General features: G+C 32.9%; 16 protein-coding genes. 1 reads left to right on the top strand and 15 read right to left on the bottom strand.

The features are described 5' to 3' along the window. Positions 1-194: 194 nt before the first annotated feature. The 14 genes from N4A45_06920 to N4A45_06985 all read right to left on the bottom strand — a co-directional run bounded on the left by N4A45_06920 (position 195) and on the right by N4A45_06985 (position 20,590). On the bottom strand, positions 195-968 hold the full coding sequence (locus N4A45_06920; GenBank protein MCT4664950.1) for a hypothetical protein: 774 nt from the start codon (positions 966-968) through the stop codon (positions 195-197). A 2-nt stretch (positions 969-970) separates the two neighbouring features. Beyond that, positions 971-1,981 (bottom strand): hypothetical protein, encoded by a 1,011-nt coding sequence (locus tag N4A45_06925; protein ID MCT4664951.1) that lies wholly within the window; start codon positions 1,979-1,981, stop codon positions 971-973. Next, the gene (locus N4A45_06930) at positions 1,971-2,912 is read right to left on the bottom strand and encodes a hypothetical protein (GenBank protein ID MCT4664952.1); all 942 of its coding nucleotides are present in this window, start codon (positions 2,910-2,912) and stop codon (positions 1,971-1,973) included. The genes N4A45_06925 and N4A45_06930 overlap by 11 nt, the downstream gene beginning before the upstream one ends. Continuing rightward, positions 2,887-3,255 (bottom strand): glycoside hydrolase family protein, encoded by a 369-nt coding sequence (locus N4A45_06935; protein MCT4664953.1) that lies wholly within the window; start codon positions 3,253-3,255, stop codon positions 2,887-2,889. The genes N4A45_06930 and N4A45_06935 overlap by 26 nt, the downstream gene beginning before the upstream one ends. Before the next feature lie 449 nt (positions 3,256-3,704). Beyond that, entirely contained in the window at positions 3,705-4,577 is an 873-nt protein-coding gene (locus tag N4A45_06940; protein ID MCT4664954.1) for a hypothetical protein, read from the bottom strand. A 1-nt stretch (position 4,578) separates the two neighbouring features. Beyond that, entirely contained in the window at positions 4,579-8,190 is a 3,612-nt protein-coding gene (locus N4A45_06945) for a DUF4280 domain-containing protein (GenBank protein MCT4664955.1), read from the bottom strand. Next, positions 8,180-9,028 carry a hypothetical protein gene (locus N4A45_06950; protein ID MCT4664956.1) on the bottom strand — a complete coding sequence of 283 codons (849 nt, stop codon included), beginning with the start codon at positions 9,026-9,028 and terminating at the stop codon, positions 8,180-8,182. The genes N4A45_06945 and N4A45_06950 overlap by 11 nt, the downstream gene beginning before the upstream one ends. A 457-nt stretch (positions 9,029-9,485) precedes the next feature. Then, complete coding sequence (locus tag N4A45_06955) at positions 9,486-9,941, bottom strand: hypothetical protein (GenBank protein ID MCT4664957.1); 456 nt, start codon at positions 9,939-9,941, stop codon at positions 9,486-9,488. A 4-nt stretch (positions 9,942-9,945) separates the two neighbouring features. Continuing rightward, positions 9,946-11,109, bottom strand: a complete 1,164-nt coding sequence (locus tag N4A45_06960; GenBank protein ID MCT4664958.1) for a hypothetical protein — start codon at positions 11,107-11,109, stop codon at positions 9,946-9,948. A gap of 1 nt (position 11,110) precedes the next feature. Next, positions 11,111-12,925, bottom strand: coding sequence for a phage baseplate assembly protein V (locus tag N4A45_06965; GenBank protein MCT4664959.1), 1,815 nt, complete (start codon positions 12,923-12,925; stop codon positions 11,111-11,113). Between the two features lie 478 nt (positions 12,926-13,403). Next, entirely contained in the window at positions 13,404-13,802 is a 399-nt protein-coding gene (locus tag N4A45_06970; GenBank protein ID MCT4664960.1) for a type VI secretion system needle protein Hcp, read from the bottom strand. A gap of 587 nt (positions 13,803-14,389) precedes the next feature. Next, entirely contained in the window at positions 14,390-18,163 is a 3,774-nt protein-coding gene (locus N4A45_06975; protein ID MCT4664961.1) for a T9SS type A sorting domain-containing protein, read from the bottom strand. Positions 18,164-18,448: 285 nt separating this feature from the next. Then, positions 18,449-20,008 carry an Rne/Rng family ribonuclease gene (locus N4A45_06980; protein ID MCT4664962.1) on the bottom strand — a complete coding sequence of 520 codons (1,560 nt, stop codon included), beginning with the start codon at positions 20,006-20,008 and terminating at the stop codon, positions 18,449-18,451. Positions 20,009-20,299: 291 nt separating this feature from the next. Next, a complete protein-coding gene (locus N4A45_06985) occupies positions 20,300-20,590 on the bottom strand; it encodes an integration host factor subunit beta (GenBank protein MCT4664963.1) in 291 nt (96 codons plus the stop codon). Positions 20,591-20,725: 135 nt separating this feature from the next. On the opposite strand from N4A45_06985, the gene mutY reads away from it, so the two are divergent. Beyond that, complete coding sequence (gene mutY, locus N4A45_06990; GenBank protein MCT4664964.1) at positions 20,726-21,718, top strand: A/G-specific adenine glycosylase; 993 nt, start codon at positions 20,726-20,728, stop codon at positions 21,716-21,718. Here mutY and N4A45_06995 read toward each other — a convergent pair. Further along, positions 21,715-24,180 carry a hypothetical protein gene (locus tag N4A45_06995; protein MCT4664965.1) on the bottom strand — a complete coding sequence of 822 codons (2,466 nt, stop codon included), beginning with the start codon at positions 24,178-24,180 and terminating at the stop codon, positions 21,715-21,717. The genes mutY and N4A45_06995 overlap by 4 nt on opposite strands. Positions 24,181-24,265: the final 85 nt, after the last annotated feature.

Raw genomic sequence — 24,265 nt, forward strand, 5'->3', positions numbered from 1 at the left:
AATTCATAGACTTCTTGCTGTAAATTCACATTACTGCCTATCAAAACATGTCTATCGACAAAACAAGGCTCAGGTTTGTTTTTTTTGAGGGTTAGTGGTAATTCCTAATAGAGTGCAATTATATACGGTTTCTCATATATAGTTATTCTCCAAGTAAAATTTACATTTAAAGTACTTTTGTATTTGTTCTTTGTTCATTCATAGTGTTTTTTAATTTCTGTCAATATATTAAAGACCACTGTATCATTCTTTTCCTCTGCTCTTCTTTTCCAAAAAGTAATTGTCCAGTAATCACTATGACTATAATCTATTTCTGCTTTAGCATAGATTTCTTTAAAATAGGATTCTTTATCTTCCTGTTGTTCAATATCATTGAATGAATTTAAAAGATCCGTAACAATTTTATTAAAAACTTTATCATAAATACTTTTAGGTATTCTGTTATAAAAATAACTTTTATAGGTATTAAATTCTTCCTCCAATTTTTGTGGATTTCGGTATCTATTCAAAAAATGACGAACTACCTTAGCATCAAATGATGCATTATATTCAAATAAATCCCTTGGAAACCAATAACCAACTGAAAAGTCATTATAATATATTGAATAACCTATTATTGATTCGATAAAATCAACTTTTCCTTTATAATCAATTAGCAGATCTACAATATAATCCATACAATCGCTAGGTAAATTGACATCTTCAATATGATCCTTCAAACAGGTATTTACCCTATAATAATCTACAATATTTAAATCTAAATATTCATAATGAGATTGACTACGGCTTAACTCTCGGATTGATTCTATTCTTTTTTCCAATCGTGATATTTTGTTGGCTCTTTTTAAATTATTATTTATTTTTTTATCTAACTGTACACTAAGGGTATTTGATAATTTTGTATAATAGGATGCAATATTCAAAATTATAAGCCCTAACACTGCAATAATAAGTGTCGTTTTTTTCATAATCAATCGTTATAATGTTTTTGTATTTCTTTGAGAATTTTATAAACTGCTTGGTCATTTTTTTCAGTAAAACGTCTATCCCAAAAACCAAACCCCCAATAACTATCAAAGGAGTCCACAAATTCATAGGTTGGGTAGCTAAGAAACACAATATTGTTATAGGTATGCTGAGAGCCAACTGAATCAATATAAATATTGTGTGCTTGGTAAAATTCTCTATAATTGGGTTCTTGTATAATTCTATCATAGATAACAATAAGGTCATCGATCATTTTGGCAACCAAATTGTATTTTGATTTTGAAACAACTGCATAAATATACCCTCTATTTGTTTCCCACAATTCTGTAATAGAACTAGCAGACCTATCAAAATTTCTAATCTTTCTTTGAATATATTTTATTTTACTTTTATATTCATAATCTTCAAGATTATGAAATACGATATCATTTTGACTTACAAATGCATTTTTTGAATCATCTGAACTAGGTACAATTGTGATAGGAAAATAGGAATTACTCCGTTCCAAATAATATGGATTATTACCTGTATAAATTGAATTAACAATAGAATCAACTTCTTTCCAGTATTCTAAACTATACTCTTTATTCTCAAATTTCAAAATATCATTTTCTAAAAAACTTTCTTCAAAAGAAAAATCTTCTGGATCAAAACTAAGAGCAGACTCCTCAATGAAAGCACTATAGCCAATTAAGTTCTTTTTTGCCCTGAAAAGTTCTTCAATGATATCGAATTCTGATTCTGTAAACTTGCATTTTTTAGGTATATTTTCTGTACTCCTCTCACGATCAACCCTATCTACAAGATCTACGTAACTGAAGTATTTAGAACCTAAAAACGCCAATGCGATTGTGAGCCAAATCACAGAAGTTAGCAACATCTGCAATGCTATAAATTGATACTCTGAACTTTTCCTCTTACGATAGAGCAAAAATAAAATTATCGTCATACACAAAACACTGAATACCACTAATATTTGTTTTTCAAAAGTCATTGTCTAATTTTTTAAATTTACCTTCATTCATTACTTTGTATCTAACTTTCTCTATTAGATTTCTATTTTTTAAACTTTTTTCTTTTTTAATAGTAAGTTGATAATCTTTATTTATCGAAAAGCTTGTTAATAATACTCCGAAATCATCTTCCTGTTCAGTTTCCTCAAAGTACATAATTCTCATATAATCTAACATCTGCATTTGATTATTGAAAATAGCTAAACAATATTGTTCATCTCCTCTTGGATGATGCCCTCTAATCAAAATAGGGTTCAAATCATAAATCATAGGAAGTTTTAAAAGGCTAAGGTTTTCCATATCAATTTCGGAAAAAACACCTTTAATTGGCGTAAAAGTTAATGATTTGGATTTGTCATAATCTATTGGCAAAATGTAGGTTTCTAGGTTTTCTATCTCCACTTTAACGTCTTTGGTCTTTTGGGTTAAAGGTTTTGTTTTTTCAAAGACATGATAATAAACTCCATACTCTCTAATCAAAAATTTATCTCCAAAATCAAAAAGCTTATTCATTGGTGGATCACAATCTAATTTATAAAGCCCTTTAAATTTTTTTTCATCCAGATTAAGTGTATCCTTTAAAAACATTTTTATTCTTTTCCTGTCATCATCACCCCCATTTATATTAAAATCTAAGCTTTCTTTTATCAAATCCCCATTTACCAAACATGCAGGAGTAATGGTATCACCTATTGCATAAAAAATACTGTCATTCCTCAGGACAATATATTGATCTTTGTAATCAAAAAGAGTTTCTATTTCATTTTTGGGATCTAATACAAATTGCCTGGACTTCGTAAAATACCAAACTCCTTCTTTTTTGTCTTGCCCATTTCCATTACATGAAATAAACAATTGGATAAATAAGTAAATAAATACGCTACTTTTAGTGTGTTGAATCATAGTTCCCATTAATAAACATTTGATAATTTTGTTCTCTTCTTATTTTATTTTCAATATCTAAAAACTCTTTAGCAGCATCTTCATATTTTTCATCAATTAAATTCTTATACAACTTAGGAGCCTTTTCGTTTTTTAAGAAGTATGCCCCACAATTAAATAATAAATCTACTAATGCATCAAACTCTTTTTGATAAAGATTAACCGTTACATCTCTTTGTACAGATTTTTCATATTTTTCTAAATTCTTTTTGAACAATACTGTCGCCTTTTCTTCAGTAATTCCATTTTTAAATTCATCAGGAATGGTAATATTATCTTTACTATTTCGTGCAATTAAATATCCATATCCAATTGTTGCATAACCTTTTGAATCATCATAAATATAAGGTTCAAATTTTTCCCATTCTTTTATGAATTCAATTAATTTGTCACAAGCCTTTAGGGTTTTTGGGTCTACTCGTTCTTCTTGTCCCTCCTGGTTTACTGTAGCTGTTTGACTTGCAGTATTACCTCACATGTACTAGAAAAACCTTCTGTTTAGCAAGATTAACGATTGTAGTGGGTATTAATTCTGAATTGTTTTTTACAAAAAATTCTTTTGTTAGAAATTCTTGTGAAAATTCTCTAACATCTATATGTACCCAATTTCTGACCAACCAAATTACGGGTATTTATTTTAAAGTTAATGGTATCAGCGTATTTTACAATCCTCTTCATCGTAATGTATTGATTTTAACCACTGATAAATAATCTCTCACACTCTTTATTTCAGCTTTTAAACATTTCTTTTATAGAATTGACCTATTGCTTTTTTAATATTAAAGAAGGTTTTCTAATAATGCCTCCTTTCTCTAGATTTAATATCTCTCCCTGTAGATAAATGTTTTGATTATCGGTTACAACAATTTCGTATTCCCTAAACGACTTATCACTTTGCAATTCAGAATCATAAAATATGGTCTCTACATGGATTTTTAATACTTTATCTTCTGAACGTATCAAACTACCTCTAATGATTATCTCGTTCGGATATGAAACATTTTTAGCGTCTATTGTTTTTGAAAGATAAACAACACTGTCTGGTTCAACGATATTTAACTTTACCTGTTCCTTGACCATAATATCAACTTCGCCTTGATTTCGAAGATTCTGAGTCCATGTTGTCACATTAATACCTTCATAAATTCCAGTAACATTTTCTAATGTTTCACAATGTACCTTACTATTGCACGCAAGACACGGTGGATCTGGCAGCCTATAATAGTTCAAACTATCTATTTGATATTTACTATAATATTTTGTATCTTCTGTAATGCTCACTCCATCTTCTAGATATTCCCAATAAGTTATTCCTAGATTTTCGTCTTTCCACGTTACTTTATAAACATAGTCAATGTTCCCGTAAGAATTCGGCTCAAAACTCAATGAATATTCATTATTGACTAAGCTTACATTTTTTATTTTTTCATATTCATCCGACATTCTAAAGAAACGTAAGGAATCATTAAAAAACTTGAATGTATACATAATATCTTGCTCATCACATAATCTATAAAATTTCCCATCTTCCTCTAAAATCTGTACCCAAGTAGTTTTTTGTAATTTATCTGGAATTTCACTTTGTGAATCACAACCAACCAATATATATATAAAAATAAATAAATAATTCTTCATCTTACTTGTTTTTTCTCACCTGAGATACTGTATATGTTTTGTTTGGACTATATATAGGCGAACCAATTAAAGTCCCATTATCTTTTAACCTAAGTCTGTTTTCATTACTAGTACCTTTATTAATCCATTGTGTCCCTACTTCATAGAATGTATAATAAACATTTCCATTTTCACAACCTCTGCCAATAATGACAACAAAGTGATCAGTAGTTTTTTCATTTCTAGCTAACCCTAATGTGTGATCAACTCCAACCAAAACAGGATTCCCTTTTTCTAATTGGGTGTCAAGATATAATAATCCTGCCTGACTATCTTTAACCTTCAACAGTCCTCCGATTTCTTGGACCATTTGAATCGCTCCTGATTTCCAGCCTGAGCCAGAGGGAAGACCATAGTTTAATAAGATTTTCACACATGCATGCCAACATTTATTTGGTTGTTGTGTTATCCACTTGGTGCTATCTCCCAAATCTATATGTTTTTTATTGCATGATTTACACACTTCTCCATTAGTACCAGATTTTGTCTTACATTTACAGGGAACCATAAATTTCTTTAGAAACCCCTCTTCTAAATGTAAATTACTAGTGCCTTGTAATTCTTGGTTATAAAACTCTTCGAAATGTTCTAGTACAACTTTCATAGGTGTGGCTGGTTGAGGTTTACCTTTAAATTTATACCGACTTGAGTCTCCTTTTTCTGGTAAACTAGCCCAAATTCTACTTCCACATTGCCGAGTGCCTTTTTCTATTTCGCCTTTTATTATGTAGTTTAAGAAAAGTTGGCATCCTGGATGATGCTTCATTAGTAATACACATATCATATCTTGTGAAGCAGGACTATAATCTTTGATTCCATATTTTTTTAGTAAATCTTTAGATTTCTTATAAACTCCAGTTTTTCTCTTCCTTTTTACTTCAAAACCACTAAATTCCCACCAAGTGTATCTCATAACTTGATAAGCTCCTGCTGCCGAAGAACCACTATATACTTTTTCTGGATGTTTACTTAAATCGGCTATTTTATTCCCTCCAAAAGCTGTAGTATAACCTATTTGAGGATCTTTAGTAACATAAATAATTTTTTTTGTTTTTTTATCGATGGTAGGTTTCAGCTCTCCTGTACCTTCGCCAATTCTCAGCATCCGCATATACGCTCTTAAACGAGCCTCACATTTACAGACCTTATTTTCCCTCATCATCATCTCCATCTCCTCACCCAAAACAACGGCATTATCATATTCCGCTTCTCCACTGCGTATATCATCTTTGGCTATTTTTAGCATTAAAGCTCGGATTCGTTTACTGTTCTTCTTATTCTCTTCTTCGGTCTTGTTTGGGTTTGCAATATAGTAGGCTCTGGGAAATTCTTCGCCACTATTTTTTTCTTTTAAATAGTAATAACATGGTCGTCTGGATAGAATTTTGTGCTGATCTTCCCAGTTCTTTGGGATGGTGAAGCTTGTTTCACCATTGCCTTCTTTGTCTATCTCAATGGTTAGACTTGCATTCATGTTTTTATCATCTAAAGTATCATAAAAACTGTACTCATCTGTATGATTATCTTCTTTTATGTCTTTCCATATCTCAAACTCCAATTTCTGACCAACCAAGTTACGGGTATTTATTTTAAAGCTAACGGTATCACCGTATTTTACAATTCCGAGGTGAGGTTCACCAGTGTTTTCGTAGATTTTCAGGCTCGTAATTTGCTCTCTGGCATCCACAAACAGATATCGGACTTTTTTCTCATCGGGTACGAGAAGGTATTGATTGCCCGCTCTTTCTTCTTTTTGAGTTCCCAGTACAGGATAATCCAATTTTTCTATGGTGAAAAAGAATTCGTATTGGAAATATTCCATAATTCCTGCTTTCTTGTCATTAGGAATGGTAAATGCTTGGTTCACCACACCATTTATTTCCTTAATTTCTATTTCTGTTCCTGCATTCTCTATATAACTGTGTTTTCCTCTTTGGGCTTCCCAGACTTTCAACTGAAATTTCTCACCCTGCAAACCATGGGTTTCCAGATGGATATACACTTGGTGTCCATAACCACTTTTACTAATGGCATTTCCGTTTTTATCTGCCCAGTAGGCTTTTGTAATCTTGGGATAGATGGCTTTTATTAGTTTGGAAGTTGGTTTTTTAGCCCCTTGAGGTTTTTCTACAAATGCTTCAAAATACCATTCCGACTCTTTGTCTATAATCTGACAAATACTCGCACCATTCCCTATAATATGTTCTTTGTTCATCGTTTCGTCAGATTGATAGGAAGTCCATTTTACTTCTGCTTGCTCTTCTGCTGTAGCAGGATTCATCACAAAAGAGGATACTTCAAGGCTTACCTCATGGCGGTCGCTTTGTTTTTCTCCGTTTTGATAAACACTCACCACATTTTTATTGGTTTTTATGGCAGTCACATAGTTATTCCCGATAACTAAGGTTTTATCATGGGTTTTTACTTTCCCATAAAGGGCAAATATTTTAAGCCACTCTGTTTGACTCCCTTTCCTTGGGGCAATTTCTATAGCCGCTTCTGTATTAGATCTTTTAAAAGATACTTTTTTGCCTTTTGTATCTCTCACTTCCCAATAAATATCTTTGGGTTTTATTCCTCCTCGGTTTTTAAAAGCAAACTCCGCCACTATTTTTGCCGTTTCATTCTGCCGAACCCGTACTCGCTCATCTTTTCCTACATATATTTTCAATTCTTTTTTGAGCCTTTGCCCGTCTATTCTTACAAATTTTATGACACCGCCTTTCCCTGCTTGTCTATTAAATTGTTTCTCTTTTGTAAATGCTTCTACAACGTACAAACCCTGTGTGCGGTAAGGGAATTTAAATAGTTCCCCTTTATCAACAAAAGTATCTACTTCTCGGTAATGCTTGTTTTCTTTCATATACACCACCCAATTCAGTCCAGATTTTTCTTTTTCCGTAGGAATCTTTTTCTCAAAGTAAGCCTTAAACTCTATGGTTTTACGCTCATTCATATAGGTGTATGTCTTCTTTTTGGGTCTTTGTGTATCTGTTGTTTTTATTGCCGAAACTTTTATGCTAGCAAGATCTTTTTGAGAAAAAGTACCTGCAGCTAATTTGCTTTGTTCCTCTTCAGAAAGAAAATTATCTGTAAGCATGGCTGCAATTTCAGGAGGAGTTGCTGCTACTTCTGCAGGCGTTATCGTTTGGGTTTGTCCATGAGTTTCAAAACTTATTTTCCCTCCAAAACTACAAACTCCCTCACTTTCTTTTATAAGTGCTGTAGCTCCATTGTCTAGTTTTATGGCTTCATAGCTTTTTTTCCATTCCACAATATTGGGCGTACAAACTTTAAAAATACCGAAACCCATAGGTTGGTTTTTACAATCGCTAAAAGTGGCGATTTTTTTCGCAAAGGGAACGGCTAAATCTAGTGTTGTTCCCACTTTTTTCTCCTTCCCTTCTTTATCATTCAGGAAAACTGTCTCTTGAGACATCACCTCAAATTCTGCCAATGTTTTGGGAACTTTTGCACTATTGCATTTACACATAGCTCCCTGACATACAGGATAAATACCTACTTTATTTGGTTTACCCGATTTTTTCACTTTTTCTGTTTCATTATTGTTCATCTTCTATTATTTTTAAGGTTAATTCTACTTCTTTTTGATAATCTCCTATATTTATCTCATGCTTTACAATGCTTTCAAGTATCCATATTTTTTGATAATCCAAAAGCGTATCTTCTGTAAGTTTTATGGATAAATCTTCACAATTATCCATCTGCAATTGCTCCTTACAATACTTCTGAAGCAAAGAATCATCCACCTTATCTTTCGCCAGTTCTGCTTGAGTTGTTAAATGAAGCTGTTGGTTCTTGAGTCCTAATTCTTGCCAACCTTGAAAAGGTAAGTCCAAACCACCTAAAATCCCTTTTGCGATAAATCTCTCTCGTCTTTGCCCATAGTAGATGAGGTAATCATTTAAAAATGAATGATAAAAAGTTTGAAGAACCCAATTCTTATTTAAACGCTCCACAATTTTTTTTCTATTTGAATAGGTTCTCTCAAAAGTTTCTACTATTTGATCCACAGACACTCCAACAAACTCTTGGCGAATCAAAAACTTTTGATATTCCCATTTTGCATAGAGTTCTTGAAATTCATAAATATCTTTTATATTTCCACCTTCTCTACATTTAAACTCTATAGAATTCAAGGTTTTTTGAGCATGGAGATAAATTTCAGGCACTTTTTCCATTATTGGATTTCCATCCACCAAAAAGTTTCTTTTCTTAAAACTAATAAAGTGATCACTGAATCGAAAATCTAGTTCATACTCCAAGGTAGAAGAGGAAACCTCTCCTTCTTTCCGCACTCTCGTTTGGTGTTTTACTTGATAACGTTCATTCCCATTTTTGGGTCTTTTTTTGGGTGGATTTGATAATATATAGGGTTCTTGTCTTTTCATAAGGTGTAGGGATTAAAGTGTTTTATTTTGTCACCCATCATCAATTTTTCGAAATAGAAATTGCCAATCATAAAAATGGCTAAACAAATTGTTATAGGGAAAAGCGATAAATAAAAAACTTCGCTGAATTCCTCATAAAATAAATATGTTGTCCAGCAGGACACTCGGTCATGAAAGGATAAATAATTACTTAAAAGCCAAAAACCAACTAATAAAAGTGAATTCTTAAATACTAAATATTTTTTAGAAAACCTTTTTATCAAAAAGGTAAGAATAAGCATCAAAAAAAGCACGGGCAAAAGTGGTAGCCAGATATTGTCTTCAATTGGATCTGAACAGGATTTACCCCTAGGCAAAAACCAAAAATATTGAAGGGTTGTTGTAAGCACAACCAACAGATATGTTTTATATTTTTTTTTCATTTATTAAAAAAATGAAATCAGATTATCAAGAAATTTCATTCCACAATTTCTATAACGTTATTTGGCAAATATAAATCTGACTCTATGGATGCTCCCTCTGTTAGATAGAAGTCTTTCCTATTCCTTTTGCTGGTGTATCCATAATAGTCCGATATAAGAAAACCTTCTTTAAAAACTTTTAAAGACAAATAGGCACTTCGTTTTATTTTTATTGAATAATAACCTTCATTATTCGTTTTCAGCATCAATGTATCATGAGCTATATAGGTAGAATAATCGGTATAGTCTTCTCTATTTGCTCTATACGCACTATTAAAAACCACAACTTTAGCCTGCCCCACAGGGGTTTTACCTTGAGCTTTATAAACATATCCCTCTACCAATACGTCCGTTATATCTGGATCATAAAGGCGTAGTAGGCTTGGAATCGAAAAAACTAACAAAATCAGTCCCAATGTAATAACTAGCAAAATAATTAGTATTTTTTTCATAGTGTCATGGGCATATATAAGTTTCAATCCTTTCATTTATCCTACGCTGAATATTATCTTTTCCTAAATTCTGAATCTCTCCATGTGACATTTTTTCAGCAGTTAGTCTGATATTATGTACTTTCGCCTTTCCTTCGGTAGAATGAGGAAAACCTCTTGACCCCATAGAGTTTGAAGAACCATCACTCGAACTATTTTCACTTGTATTCGGGTTGTCACTATCGGAAGATTTTGATCGGGAAAAACCACCAGAAGCAGCTGTTTGATAAAAATTGTATGCTAATTTCACATTATCAGATATGGATGTATCAACGGTCAGTCCTCTTCCAAGTCCATCAGAGCTGTCAACTATTATAAGTAAATCCACAGGAATATCACCGATTGACTCAGCTAAATTAACAGCATTATCACCACCATAACTATAGCCATATATTATAATCTTATCTCCTTCATTATAGTTTTCAAAAATGAAATCTTTCCCTGTTTTCACCCCGAAGTACTGAACCGCTGCAGGAGCTATTAACACACTCCTTAAGTTCATACCCTTATTCTTTATGAACTCTACTGTCCTTTCGTAAGCTGGACCAGTGTAACCAGAACTTTCAATAGAAGTATCTGTCTTAGTTTCACCATCTCCCATAGGCCCTCCATGATAGAACACTACTAATACCTTATTTGTAATCAAACACTCCACACTAGCTTTTTTACCAGGATTTTGCAAATAAGCATAAACACGTAAGCTCTTATTGTCCCAAAGGGATTCTGGAATTTCGATTTTTTTGACTACCGAATTCCCAATAATTCTTCCTGGTTTTTTAAACTCTTGAATCTCTCCATTGTCTATTTGGTATGCCCATTTTACATTTTTGAGTTCATGACCGCCTGCTTTGGGTTTTCGAGAAAATTGGGTTGCTTTAAATGTATAGGTTTTCCCTATTTGAACGCCTTGATCTTTCTCACAATCCGAGCAGATAACTTTGGTGACCAACAGATTTTTTGTTTGCTGTGGCTTTGGAGCAATATAACTGCCGTACACCAATTCTTTTTGAGTTGCGTATTTGATTTTTTTGGTCGCATTAAGTAGTAAATCACCATTTTGGGCACTCATGGTAATCTTTTCCGCAGTTTTGGTGATCACCTTTCCTGTTTTTAGAATATTTCCTGCCATTTTAAAATAAGTTTACTCGGTCTCCCGAATTATTTTTCACCTGACCTGAACTATTGAGCTCAATATCTTCCTTAAAAGCATTTTTCGAGATTTTCTCAGCCTGTTCGTTGAGATTCATTGCCAGAGACTCAAAGTTCTCACTGGCTTGTTCGGTAATATTTTTGGCAAGTATATTCATATCTTCCCCAGAAGAAATGGTACTATCTTTTCCTGCACCTATCGTGAGGTCGTCTCCAGAGTTTATTCCCATATTTTCCCCAGCACTTATGGTTAGATTTTCATGAGCACTAATGTCAATATTTTTTGAACTAATACTAATATGCTCGGGTGCAGAAATTCTAATACTCGAGTTTGCAGTATCGATAAAAATGCTGTTATTGTTTTTATCTTTAATGATAATTGATTCAGATTTTTGGCTGTCGTTAAATTCTATCGTGTGCCCAGAACGTGTTTTAATACTTTTTAGCGCATTGGTTTCTCCTCCTCCAGTGGCATTGATTCCATTAAAAACACTTCCCATCACAAAAGGTCTGTTGGGATCGTTATAACGAAAACCTACCATTACTTGATCACCTTTTTCAGGAATAAAAACAAAACCTCTGTTGGTTTTTACCAAATCACTATTTCCACCATCGGGAGTGAGTACACTAATCCAGTCCGTCTGGCTATGCGGGTCTTGCCAAGGGAATTTCACTTGAACTCTTCCTTTTCCGTACGGATCTTCATTGGAGAAAACGGTTGCCATTTGGGTTTGTGCCATCGGTCTTTCTGTTTCAGGAATCGGAGGTGTCTGTACACCAGAAGGAATGGCTTTAAAATGACAAGAGTAGTTACTCAAACTGTCATCTTCGTGTACGGCTTCGATAATGATAAATTCACCATATTGATTAATTTTCTCCTCTCCGTTCTCAATTTTTCCTGCAGAAAGTTTGATAATCGCACCAGGCTTTAACCCTCTAGTTGCTGTACTTCCATTTATGACATGATAATCAGCAATCACTGCATTTTGATTATTTTTTAAAGCATCATCAAATTCACCTTTGTTTCTAATGCGGGTATCTGAATAGCTTTTTGGAGATAAAGAATATATTTCTTTACTAGTTTTGAAGGCATGCATTCCCAATTCGCTTAAACCATTGGGACGATTTTTTGATTTTTCTATATAAAACTCATTTTTATTCTTCTGAAAACTGATCAACTCTTGTGCAAAAGGATGTACTTTCATTTCTATTTGCAAATTCAGAACTTCCTTATTATACTCCAGTTCTATTGGTTCTGGTCTGGACTTTGGATAACCAAAATGTAAAAGAATTCCATCATTATAAAACCATTCTCTAAGATCTATGGCTTGTCTTTTCAGGAATTCAAAATATGATTCTCTGTACTGGCATAGATAAGGTAGTAAATCAGATCTTCTTGGATTCACACTGATATCCACCTGATTTTGTTTGGCTATTTCTTCTACAATTTTCTTAATTGATTTTTCGTTCCATGACTGAAGATGCTTACCAGACTCCATTCTGATAGATTTTGAATATCCTTGAAGCACAAGCATACCATTAAAACCATCGTTTTGGTCTAATCTTATTTTAGTAATTATTCCCACAAATTCATTTTTCTGAAAATTTATAACCAGTGTTTTCCCTAACCAATCTCTCGATTTTTCAATCGTATATTCTCCTGATTTTTCTATTGAGTCTAAGTCAAGAGAAAGTTCAAATTCATGATGATCATAAATGGGCTGTTTCAGTTTCAGATTATTAAAGGTTTTTAAGCGAATTCCTTCAATACTTATTTCGGTATGTTGATTTTTCATAATATTAATTTTTAATCTCTTCTTTTGAGTTTTCGGCGTGAAAGAATCATTAGAATATTTCCTATAATACCATTTATGGTGTTAATTTACATAACGGTATAATGCCGATACATTGATGAATTTTTCTTTAAAGCAATGAAGCAAGAGCGTATTCTACAAGTAATCGAAAAAAAATACGGGCGAAACTTTTTGAGTTTGCCCGTATAAAAAATTCATTGGTAATCTGTGTTTTGTGAATGCAATAGATCCTATTTAAGATTATTTTTTTAATCTCTCCCACAGGGAATTTCACACAACAATTCAAAAAAAATAATAACATTTTCTTGTTTACAAACAAGAACTTATACCATTTATGGTATCACGACCATTTGGCATTAAACATGAAAAAATAGGATTTTTGAAAACATAAAACAACAGAATGCCTTTAATTAAATCTATCTACACTGACGTAAAAAGTGTTGATTTTGGATTTAAAGTTTTAGGCTTTTGGCCATCGGTTATCAATAGCTGCATTACCAATAGTGATTTCTTCAGCTGACACTGTGAAGCGAATCTTCATTGGAACATCTCCATTTACATCCAAAACTTCTTTATAATATACTAAGTACGCATTTTTGAATTCAACTTCCTTCATTTTAGCGTCTTCCTCTGTCTTTTTGTAAACAATTTTACCTTCAACAGATTTAAATTGTGAATTCAACATCGATTCGATTACTGATGAATCCTCTGTAGATTCTACTTCAATCGTAACTCTACCTCCATAAACATTAGATGCAGGTTTTCCTTTTTTATCTGTATCTCTACTGAATGCATACTCAGAATACAATACATCAAACTCTTTTCCGCCTAGTTCTAGGCTTGCTCTAAATGATCCCATTTTTAATAATTTTTTAGGGTGAAACAATTAATTATTCTATTGTTTTTTCTCGACTAGTATTATTGAAAAACAATATTTGAATACGAACATTAGTTTCAAAAGGAAGGAATTCTCAGATTATTATATTAAAAGTCTTTTTTCAAATTGAATAAAAACATAACAATCATTGAAAGAGAATGAAACAACCCTAATCGCTAATTTTCTATTCGAATTTAACAAGCCTTTCTGAATTATCCAAATACTTCTGTATTAAACATTTACACTTTGTTACAAAAACAACTGTTCGTTTTTTATTTATTATACTCGATTTTCTTTTAATCTCAATACTTCAAATACAGGTTACTATCATAGTGAAATTTTATTGGTTATTTTCAATAAAAAACACCTAGCAAACTATACAAAATCAGTTTTTTACGTAATTACATATTTAAATAACTCAAAATTAAGTTTAAAAAAATCAAGCTAAAAACCACAAAATACACCCCTGAAAAATGTCTAGAATTAAGCTGTTTAATACCTGCTAGATGTATATAAACCTATTGTCAGTAGAACCATAAATGTTTTGATCTTTCATCTCTCAACTCACTCTAATTCACCACCATCAACTGGGTCGTTTTGGAAAAAACACCAGGCTTTGTAAGACGAAGAAGGTACATTCCTGAAGGGATAAGACCTTGTAAATCTACCTGATTTTGTCCTTTATGTAATTTTTTGGTTGCCATGAGCTTTCCTTGAGTGTTATACACATTCATTACTATGAGGTCATCTGGTGAATGGATACTAAAGTTTCCTCTACTTGGATTGGGTGATACACTAAAATCGAACTCGTTTACCACTTGTTTTGGATTCTCGGGAATACTTAAGTTATAGGTTGGGTTAAGATATAGAGAATGCCTATTTCCAAACTGGTAAGTATTATAAATATGCTGATTGTGGGCATAAACGTCGAGGTCTCCATCTCCTTCAAAGTCATATACTCTTAGTTTTTGTAATTGTGTTGTTGCTTTGTTGGTAACCAATTTCCCTAAGGTGAAATTTTCGAATCCATCATTGTAATACCACGCAATAACGGAGTCCTTTTTAGTCAACAAATCCACTTTACCATCTTGGTTATGATCCATAATTATCTGAGGACTCTCGATTCCTTGGTTATATATTTGATAGCTAAAATTTAGATTCCCTGTATTCTTGAGCCAACCATTTTTTAGAAAAATATCCTCAGAACCATCTTGATTGATATCTGCTACCTGGATAAAATCGTACTTTACGGTATCTAACGTTGAATGATAAGATAACTGCCCCGTTCCATCATTTTCTAACAGAAGAAGAAATCGTGAATGCCAACTAAAAGGAGAAGGCAGGGTTTTATCTCTATAATATCCTATGACATCATCATCTCCATCATTGTCAAAATCCGTTTTTTTAATAGGCAGCCCAATATATTGAGCTGAAAGACTTTGATCAAAGGTCAATAAATCTTGTTGAGGACCAATAGTGGTTTGATTAATTCTTGGAGCCCATTTCATGCCATTTTGGTAAACCAAATCAAAATCACCGTCATTATCAATATCTTCTAAATAGGAAGGTCCAAAATTAGGTGCAAATATTGGTGAAGCAGGAACGAAGTCATAACTAGTATCATTATTATTTCTCATCATATATGTACCAAAAACAATATCCTTATCACCATCAAAATCACCATCAAAATTCCCTAAAACAGAAACAGCTCCTCTTTCTCCAGAGACTCCAGAGCCTCCTAAACCTCCAAGCCCATTATCTTCTAGCTTACAACCTCCATTAGAATCTAAGCTCAAAACAAAGCTCTTATTGGCAAAAATAATGGAACTTGAAATAGATGAGATTAACTGATTGTTTTCCATAGGTTCACAATAGCCAATTGGATCAACAGCTGATAAGGCTTCTTTATGAAAAGTAACCGAATCGGGATTACCATTGTTTAGTAGTTGGATAATTCGATTATAGGCAATGGTTCCCTGACCATTATTTATGTTATAAATAATGTCATCTAATCCATCCTGATTTTGATCAACAATACTGGCAGAACCAATAAATGTTGCATAATATGTACGTGAAAACCAACTATGAAGTGTTTTTTTTGTGTAGTTCAGGTTTGAATCAGAAATATATGCATAAAGAAAAGACTTCGTATTATTATTCCGACTTTTGGTATATACGATAAAATCCAATATGCTATCTTGGTTAAGATAACCATAATCATAGGAAGCCCATAATGGAGAATATGCATCTCCGAAGTCGTCCATAAGGTGGTACTGGCGAGATATTCCATAAGCGTTCTTAATATTGATTTTCAGGCTAATTTTCCTTAAATTATAATAACTTCTAGGTGAAAAAACAATTTCATCAAGGATGCCATCACTATTGATATCTACATATTTGTTTGGATAGGTATTCCAAGACATCTCCATTTGATAATTAGATAATTGTCTGCCACAGCTATGAAAAATAACTCCATAATGACGACTAAGAGCGATATCTTCTACTCCATCGTTGTTGATATCTTTTGTCTTGATAAACTCAATAGGAACAGGGCAACGCTCTTCCATTTTTTTATAATACCCTGGGCTGGTTTGCTCTAGTATATATAAAATATTAGAGTCGAGGCCAGAAGTTGTCAATATATCCAAGTCTCCATCATTATCAAAATCATAGGAAAGGTGAAGTTGTGGATGAGGAACAAATGTACCCAAAACAACTTCCTCATATTGATCTTCTTCCAAAGGAGGGAGGATAAAGTCTAAGGTATATTCTACTATGCTATCGCAATCATAGGCAGTTGTATAAGTTATCGTAAATGTTGTATCTTGATAATAGGTTGTACCATTGAGATAGTATTGACAAAGCGCTGTTTCTATATATTGTGAGGTTTGAGAAGGTTGAGGAACCTTTTTCAGAGTGAGTGTAACAATGGAGTCACAGCCATATTGGTTGCTAAAAGTATGCTGATAAACACCTGTATCCATCAAAACTTGATTACCAAAGGTAAAAGTATTCCCTTCGCATATCGTTTTGGCTTCATTCCAATATATTGGGTTTCTAAAAGTAATATTCACATTGTCAACCGAATCAATAGCAATAGTATCTAGATATTGATAAGAAGAATAAATTGTATCATTGGGGGATAAAACAAAAAATGAGTCACAGACATTGATGGTTATGTGATTGAAATTTATATTCGATGTATTTCTATGCCAAATAGATTTTCCAGGAAAGTAAGATGCTGGTTTGTTTTGAATACTTACTAAATCCATCTGTCCATCTTGGTCAATATCTCGCTTGTACATATTTTGCATAAGTGCATTGGTTTGTAAGAATTGAGTTTGACTCGCTGGGGTTAGATTCGCATTATTGGTTATTTCATAAAATTCATAATTGAATGCTCCTTTGCATATTTGAAGCTCTGGTGTATTGTCAAAATCAATATCTACAAAGTGAATCTGAATAATCCCATTAGACCAATAGTTGACATTAGCTATACTGTAAATAGAAATAGGTGGTGCAAAAGCCGTATCTCCTAGATTGGTTACACATTTAACATTCATATTTGTACTATAAAAAAGATCCAAATCTCCATCTGCATCAAAATCGTATTGATGCATTAATGCGTTGAAATGCATAGAGCTTTGGCCGTCAATATCTATAAAAGTAAGGTCGGGTCTGGAATAAAATTGCCCGTTTCCGTCATTGAGCAATACCATATTCCTAGTCTGGTAGTAAACATTATTATAACTAGCCTTAAAAGCTATATCTAAATAACCATCTCCATTTACGTCCAGTACCGTTGGATGGTGATTCTGTGCAAGATTTGAATAGTATGGGATGATAACAACGGAAGTATCAAAAGTCCAATTTCCTTGATTGAGTTGATACACCCAATTTTGTCCAAGATGCATGAGTTTATCAAGCTTTCCATCATTGTTTAGATCATATAAAGAAGAAGATTGGTTCGCTATACCTAGGTTAAGAATGTTCGTTGTATCAAAATTTCCATTTCCAAGATTGGGTAGAGCATATAGGCTATCTAATGTTGAAAATAGTAAATCTTTTTTTCCATCGTTGTTAATATCTTCGAGGGGTTTGTTGATTGGGAAGGACAAATAGGTCCGACTATAAATGATATTTTCGTTTGAAAAATCAAAAGCTTGCTCATACCATTTAATTTTATTGATTGTCCAAACCAAATAATCTTCATCGCCATCTTGATCAATGTCCGTAAATTCATGATGTAAAAAACCTCCGTTGGATGGGGAAGAGATATTATAAAATTGTTGAGCAAAGGTTTGATATCCAAAAAGAAAAAATAAAACAATAGCTAATCTCATAATTATAGGAAATTTAATAGGTCATTTCCCAAAAGTAATAATAAAATCATTTATCGCCTTAATATTCAGATGATTTACATAACTCTAGCGTTCATTGGTCTATTTAGAAAGACATTCCACTATTTCTCATAAGAAATTACCGACAAAATCTTGTTAAAATCAATTACGAACGTTGAGAAGTTATACCATTTATGGTGTTAGACTTTTCTAGTTGACTAAAGCAAATAAACGCCAAAACAAAAAACCCATTGAAAGTTCATTCAATGGGTTTTGGTTAAAAATTTTCTAAATATCAATTACATTCTCGTCATTATCAAGAAAAGTAAATTGAGTAAGATGGAAAGCTGAGTTTGCTCTTATTGCAAATTTTTTCTTGTATTTCCACATAAGTTTCCATTTTATTGAGAATAACCCACCTTTTGTAAGATGAGAATAAATAAATGGATGCACTAATAGGGTTACACCTTTTTTATCTTGCTTTTTGAGTATTTGCTCTATTTTTTCAACAATTTCGTCTTCAAATAGAACACTTGCTTCAACTTTTCCACTGCCTTTACAGGTAGGACACTGTTCTTGAGTAGTAATTTCTACTTCTGGTCTTACCCTTTGCCTTGTAATTTCTACAAGTCCAAATCGACTCGGTGGCAATATTTTATGTTTCGCTCTGTCCTGCTTCATAAATTGCTTGAGTCCTTCAAAGAGTTTAGATCGGTTTTCCTTCGTATTCATATCGATAAAATCGACTACGATTATTCCTCCCATATCTCTAAGACGGAGTTGTCTTGCAATTTCCTCAGCAGCTAATAAATTTACACTTAAGGCATTTTCTTCTTGCGAAGAGCCTTTTTCGGCTCGATTTCCACTATTTACGTCTATCACATGCATGGCTTCAGTATGGTCGATAATCAGGTAAGCACCTTTTCTCATGGATACTGAGCGTCCGAATGCGGACTTAATTTGTCTTTCGATTCCGAATTTTTCGAATATCCCAGCAGGATGATCGTCAGCAAGTTGAATAATATTCTCCTTACTTGGGTCTATTTTAAGTAGATAATCTTTGATCTCTTTGTGGAGTTCTTGAGAGTCCACGTAGATATTATCAAAAGAATCATTCATGATATCTCTTAAAAGAGCGGATGTTCTGCTCATTTCTCCCAAAACTTTGAAAGGGGCTTTCGATACTTTGACTTGTTTGAAAAAAGTTTGCCATTTGTCAACTAGTTCAGAAAGATCTGCATCCAAATCTGCAACTTTTTTACCTTCAGCTACTGTTCTAATGATAATTCCAAATCCTTTTGGTTTTATACTCAGTAGTAATCTTTTTAGCCTTTTTCTCTCTTCTCTATCTCGAATTCTTTGTGAAATAGAAATTTTATCAGAAAAAGGAAGGAGGACGATATATCTTCCAGCAATTGAAATTTCGGTAGAAATACGAGGACCTTTTGTAGAAATAGGTTCTTTGGTAACCTGTACGGCAATGGTTTGCCCAGATTCCAGAACATCTCCTATTTGTCCATTTTTGTCAATTTCGTCTTGTGTATCGAATCCAGAAAGCATCCATCGAGATTGTTTTCCAGCCATGCTTCTCTTTACAAATTTGTTTAGAGATTTTACTTGTGGTCCTAGATCATGATAATGCAAAAAAGCATCTTTTTCATATCCTACATCCACAAATGCTGCATTTAGAGCTGGCATGATTCTTTTTACTCTACCGAGATAAATATCTCCTACAGTAAAATTGTTCTCACCAGGGGTTTCCTTGTGTAATTCAATTAGTCTTCTATTATGTAAAAGAGCGATGTCTAATTCTTGTGGAGTCGATTTGATAACTAATTCGTTATTCATTCCACAATTTTTTAGGTTACTTTATCAAAAAGACAAGCAGATACAATCATTTGTATCTGCTTATCTGTCTTATCTACAAGAATTATTTCTTCTTCTTGTGTCTATTTTTTCTAAGTCTTTTCTTACGCTTGTGCGTTGCCATCTTATGTCTTTTACGTTTCTTTCCGCTTGGCATAGTTCGGTTTTTAATGTGTTATACTTCAATATCTTTAAAAAATCCTTTTTTCATAGGTAATTGCAAACATCGTAAATAATGAGCAATTACGCAAGGAAAAAGGAAAAAAATCCTAACTACTCAGCAAGAACTTTAGTTTTTACTCCCTCTACAAAAACTTTTGCAGGCTTAAATGCTGGTACATTATGTGCTGGAATAATGATAGTTGTGTTCTTAGAAATGTTTCTTCCAGTTTTTTGAGCTCTTTTCTTAATGATAAAAGATCCGAATCCTCTCAAGTAAACGTTTTCACCATCTTCCAAAGAATGCTTTACTTCTTTCATGAAAGATTCAATAGTCAATTGAACGTCAGTTTTGTCCAATCCTGTTTTCTCAACAATGCTCGTAACGATGTCAGCTTTTGTCATGATTTATTTTTTAGTTAATAAGTTTGTTTTTAACATTTTGGGATGCAAATATACACTTTATACTATATTAACATATCCTTATTATACTTTTTTTTAGTTTCTTTGGTGAAATCTTGGTTTTTCATCTATTATTTCATGCAAAAAAAACTAATTAATTGGTTCATTATCAACAAAAGAGACCTACCTTGGAGAAATTCTAATGATCCCTATAAAATTTGGCTTTCAGAGGTTATTTTTCAGCAAACTAGGATAGAGCAAGGTCTTTCTTACTATCAAAAATTCATTTCTGATTACCCAAAGGTAGAATTATTAGCGAATGCTTCTCAAGAAGAGGTCTATAAAAACTGGCAAGGCCTGGGCTATTATTCTAGAGCTAATAATCTACATAAAACAGCTAAAATTATTACAGAAAAATATGGTGGAAAATTCCCGAAAGATTCTAAAGAAATAAACGCTCTACCGGGTATTGGAGAATATACTACCGCTGCCATCTCGAGCTTTGCTTTTCAAAACCCCCTTCCTCTGGTAGATGGTAATGTTTTTAGACTTTATAGCAGAGTTTTCAAAGAAAAAACCCCCATTAATTCTACTGATGGAAAGAAAATATTCAAAAAAATTGCACTTAAACTGATTACTGAATTATCTAGTAAAGAAGCTTGTGTTTATAATGAAGCCATTATGGAATTTGGTGCATTGGTTTGTAGTCCAAAACCGAAATGTTCGCTCTGCCCTATTCAGTCTCATTGTCTTTCATTTGCAGATCATTCCCAAAAAGATTTCCCTGTAAAAATCAAAAAGAAAAAAAGTACAACTAGGACTATGTCTTATGTTGTTGTGTATAACGAAAGGGGTTTTTGGGTAAAAAAGAGAGCGGAGAAAGATATTTGGCAACATCTATATGATTTCCCTAGCCAAAATGACCTCAAGAAGGAAGATGTATCAAAAATTGAGTTTTCAAAAATAATTAAACATAAACTCACTCATAGAAACTTGGAAATTTCTATGAGTAAGCTATTTTTAAGTATCGACACTCTAAAGGGCTTTGAGTTTATTCCTTGGTCACAGAAAGATGAATTTGCCTATCCACAACCGCTCAAATTATTTTTAGACAGTTTCTTTAGTTTTTAGAAAAAGTAACGAACTCCTAATTCTATCGTTCTTGGGGTTTGAATTTCTAAAGCTGCTCTAGAATTGTTATCATAACCTCCGTAAATATAAGACTCTGTAAAAGGACGGAAAGTATATTCGGTAATTTCTAGTCCAAGGTCAAAAATATTGTAAGCCGTAAGTGTTAACTGAAAAGGGTGTCCGGCGAGTTTGAATCCATAATTCAGTCTTCCGTCTATAGAATAATATGCGTCTTCTCTTTTATCCATGGCATTGGCAAATGGGGTATCTCCAGGATGCCCTTCGTTGTGGATAATAAACTCAGATCCGCCTGTATTGGTTCCTTCTTGTGTAAGAAAAGTACTGAAACTTTCTCCATCTTTATATTTTATGGTGAATCCCCATTTAAAATTTTCATTAACTTTTTTCATAAAATTATACCGTACAATAATTGAACGGTCTGCATGAGTTCTTCCAAAAGATTCTATAAGGTTATTTGGGTTTGCTGTTGTTTGACTTATTATACCTGTACTATTTGCAAACACCCCATTTCCTTGAGCTCCCACTCCCATGGCAAGGTAAGTAGAAAGAGAAATTGACATTAATATTTTCGAATTTTCGAAAGTATATTTTGCATTTGCACCTGCATAAAAAGGTTGGTTAAAAATCCATCCTTTAGCTCCAAATCTTTCGTGAAGGGAGTTTTTGTTTTCCGCCACACGATATTTCGGATTTTTTGTTAAATGAAAGATTCCTTCTTCATCAATATGTCCAAAATCTGTCGGTTTTCCATCATATTCTACACGCCAAGTCCTACGGAAAGACCTTAACTGCGGTAGAAAACTAAAAGTGTGTTTCCTTCCCAAGTTATTTGTGTGATGAACAAAAGGAATTTCTAAATTCCAAACACGTGTCATTGCTAAACTGTTATCATGACTTATTTTTCGGGTATTGTCATACACGCCTCCAAGCTCTGAAGCATCTACATTTAAATCGGCATTTAGATCTAACCAATATCTGAAATCTCCTGAAAGAAACTTAGATTCTAGCGTTTGAATCTGGTAGAAATTATAGCCCATTGATTCTTTTCCGAATCGAATTCCCAATTTTGATGTTTTTGAAATATTATAAGCAAAATCTACTTTAAAATCCATGCTCAAATCATGAAGAAACACAGAAGGACTAATTAGAGAGGATTGATGAGCTCCGACCCTTGCATCTAGTTGCCATTTAGCTTTTTTCCAAACTTTTTGTAAATTTATTTTATTGGAAGGCATAAATGCTATAAAAGCTTCAGATTTTGGACGGTAACGATAATAACTCTTTATACTCCCCACAGAATCTTTTACAAATAAATTCCACTGTGCATTTTGAAGATGAGGATTAAAGCCTACAAAGTTTTCTTGAAAATCCCAATTAATTTTGAAATTACCGTCGTAGTTTTTATGTCCTTTGGTTATGAGTTGAAAATCATGATAATCGGCATTAGGATGATAAGGCTCAAAGCTTTCCCCATCTAGATCTATTAAATTCCTCTTAATGACCTTTTTATTCATTTCATTTCTTCTAAAGCTGTAATTAAAACCTAGAGTAAACTCCTTTAAATCTGACTTATAAGATCCAAAAATAGAATTAGATAAAACAAATTCCTTCCCTGTTTCATTTTCACTATAATTATATTCTGCAAAAAGCTTATCTCTGCTTTTTGTTGAGGAAATCCAATAGATTTTATCAAGCCAAGAAAGTTCTGGAGTTTTAAAGTCCATTTGAGTAAATAAGGTTCCAAAGTTTTCAGAAAAATTACCCGCCAAACCGTGATTATTAAAATGAGTATGATTTCTTTTTCCCTTATCGGCAGAAATAATTAAACGCCCTACCCTATTACTATCTTCAAAATTTTTGATAAAATAAAGAGAATTCAGCAGAGGCATTTCTCTGCGATAATCAAAAGGTTTTATTTGTCTATCCTGTGCCGATGAATGCCCGATAACAGAATTAACAAAAGTATTTGCACCAGGAAAACGACCGCCCAAACCACCCGTAGTGGTTTTTAATGAAATAAAATCCTCCTTAATCTCATAATCTTTAAAGCTCGTTTCGAAACTTTGATCATCCATCCACATAGATTTTGCAAAAAGCTTTGGTTTATGCAAAATACTACCCGTTCTTACATTAGAATTTATAGGAAAACCATTAATTGAATACTTATTCCAAAGAAAAGAACCTCCCCAAAGAGAATTTACGTATTCATCGGGGGTATTGTAATTCCCTCCTGCTTCTAACTGAGTATGAATATTGTCTCCTAACACTTCCCAATATTCTTCGGGATTGTGCATCAGCTGGAATTTTTGAGCAATATCTTTATGAAATCCTTCGAAATCTTTTGTAAGCTTATTTTCCAAAGTGGAATCTGCTACTTGAGCTACTAAAGCTTGATTTATAAGAAAACTTAAAACAACCAAAGAGGTTTTGAATAAATTCATCGAAAATTTTTTAAATTTTGGCTAAAATTAGAAAAATATTCATTAAAGTTTGCATTTTATAAAAATAAAAAGCATATTGCTTAAC

It is taken from the genome of Flavobacteriales bacterium (genome assembly GCA_025210805.1).
In the GTDB taxonomy this organism is placed as follows: domain Bacteria; phylum Bacteroidota; class Bacteroidia; order Flavobacteriales; family CAJXXR01; genus JAOAQX01.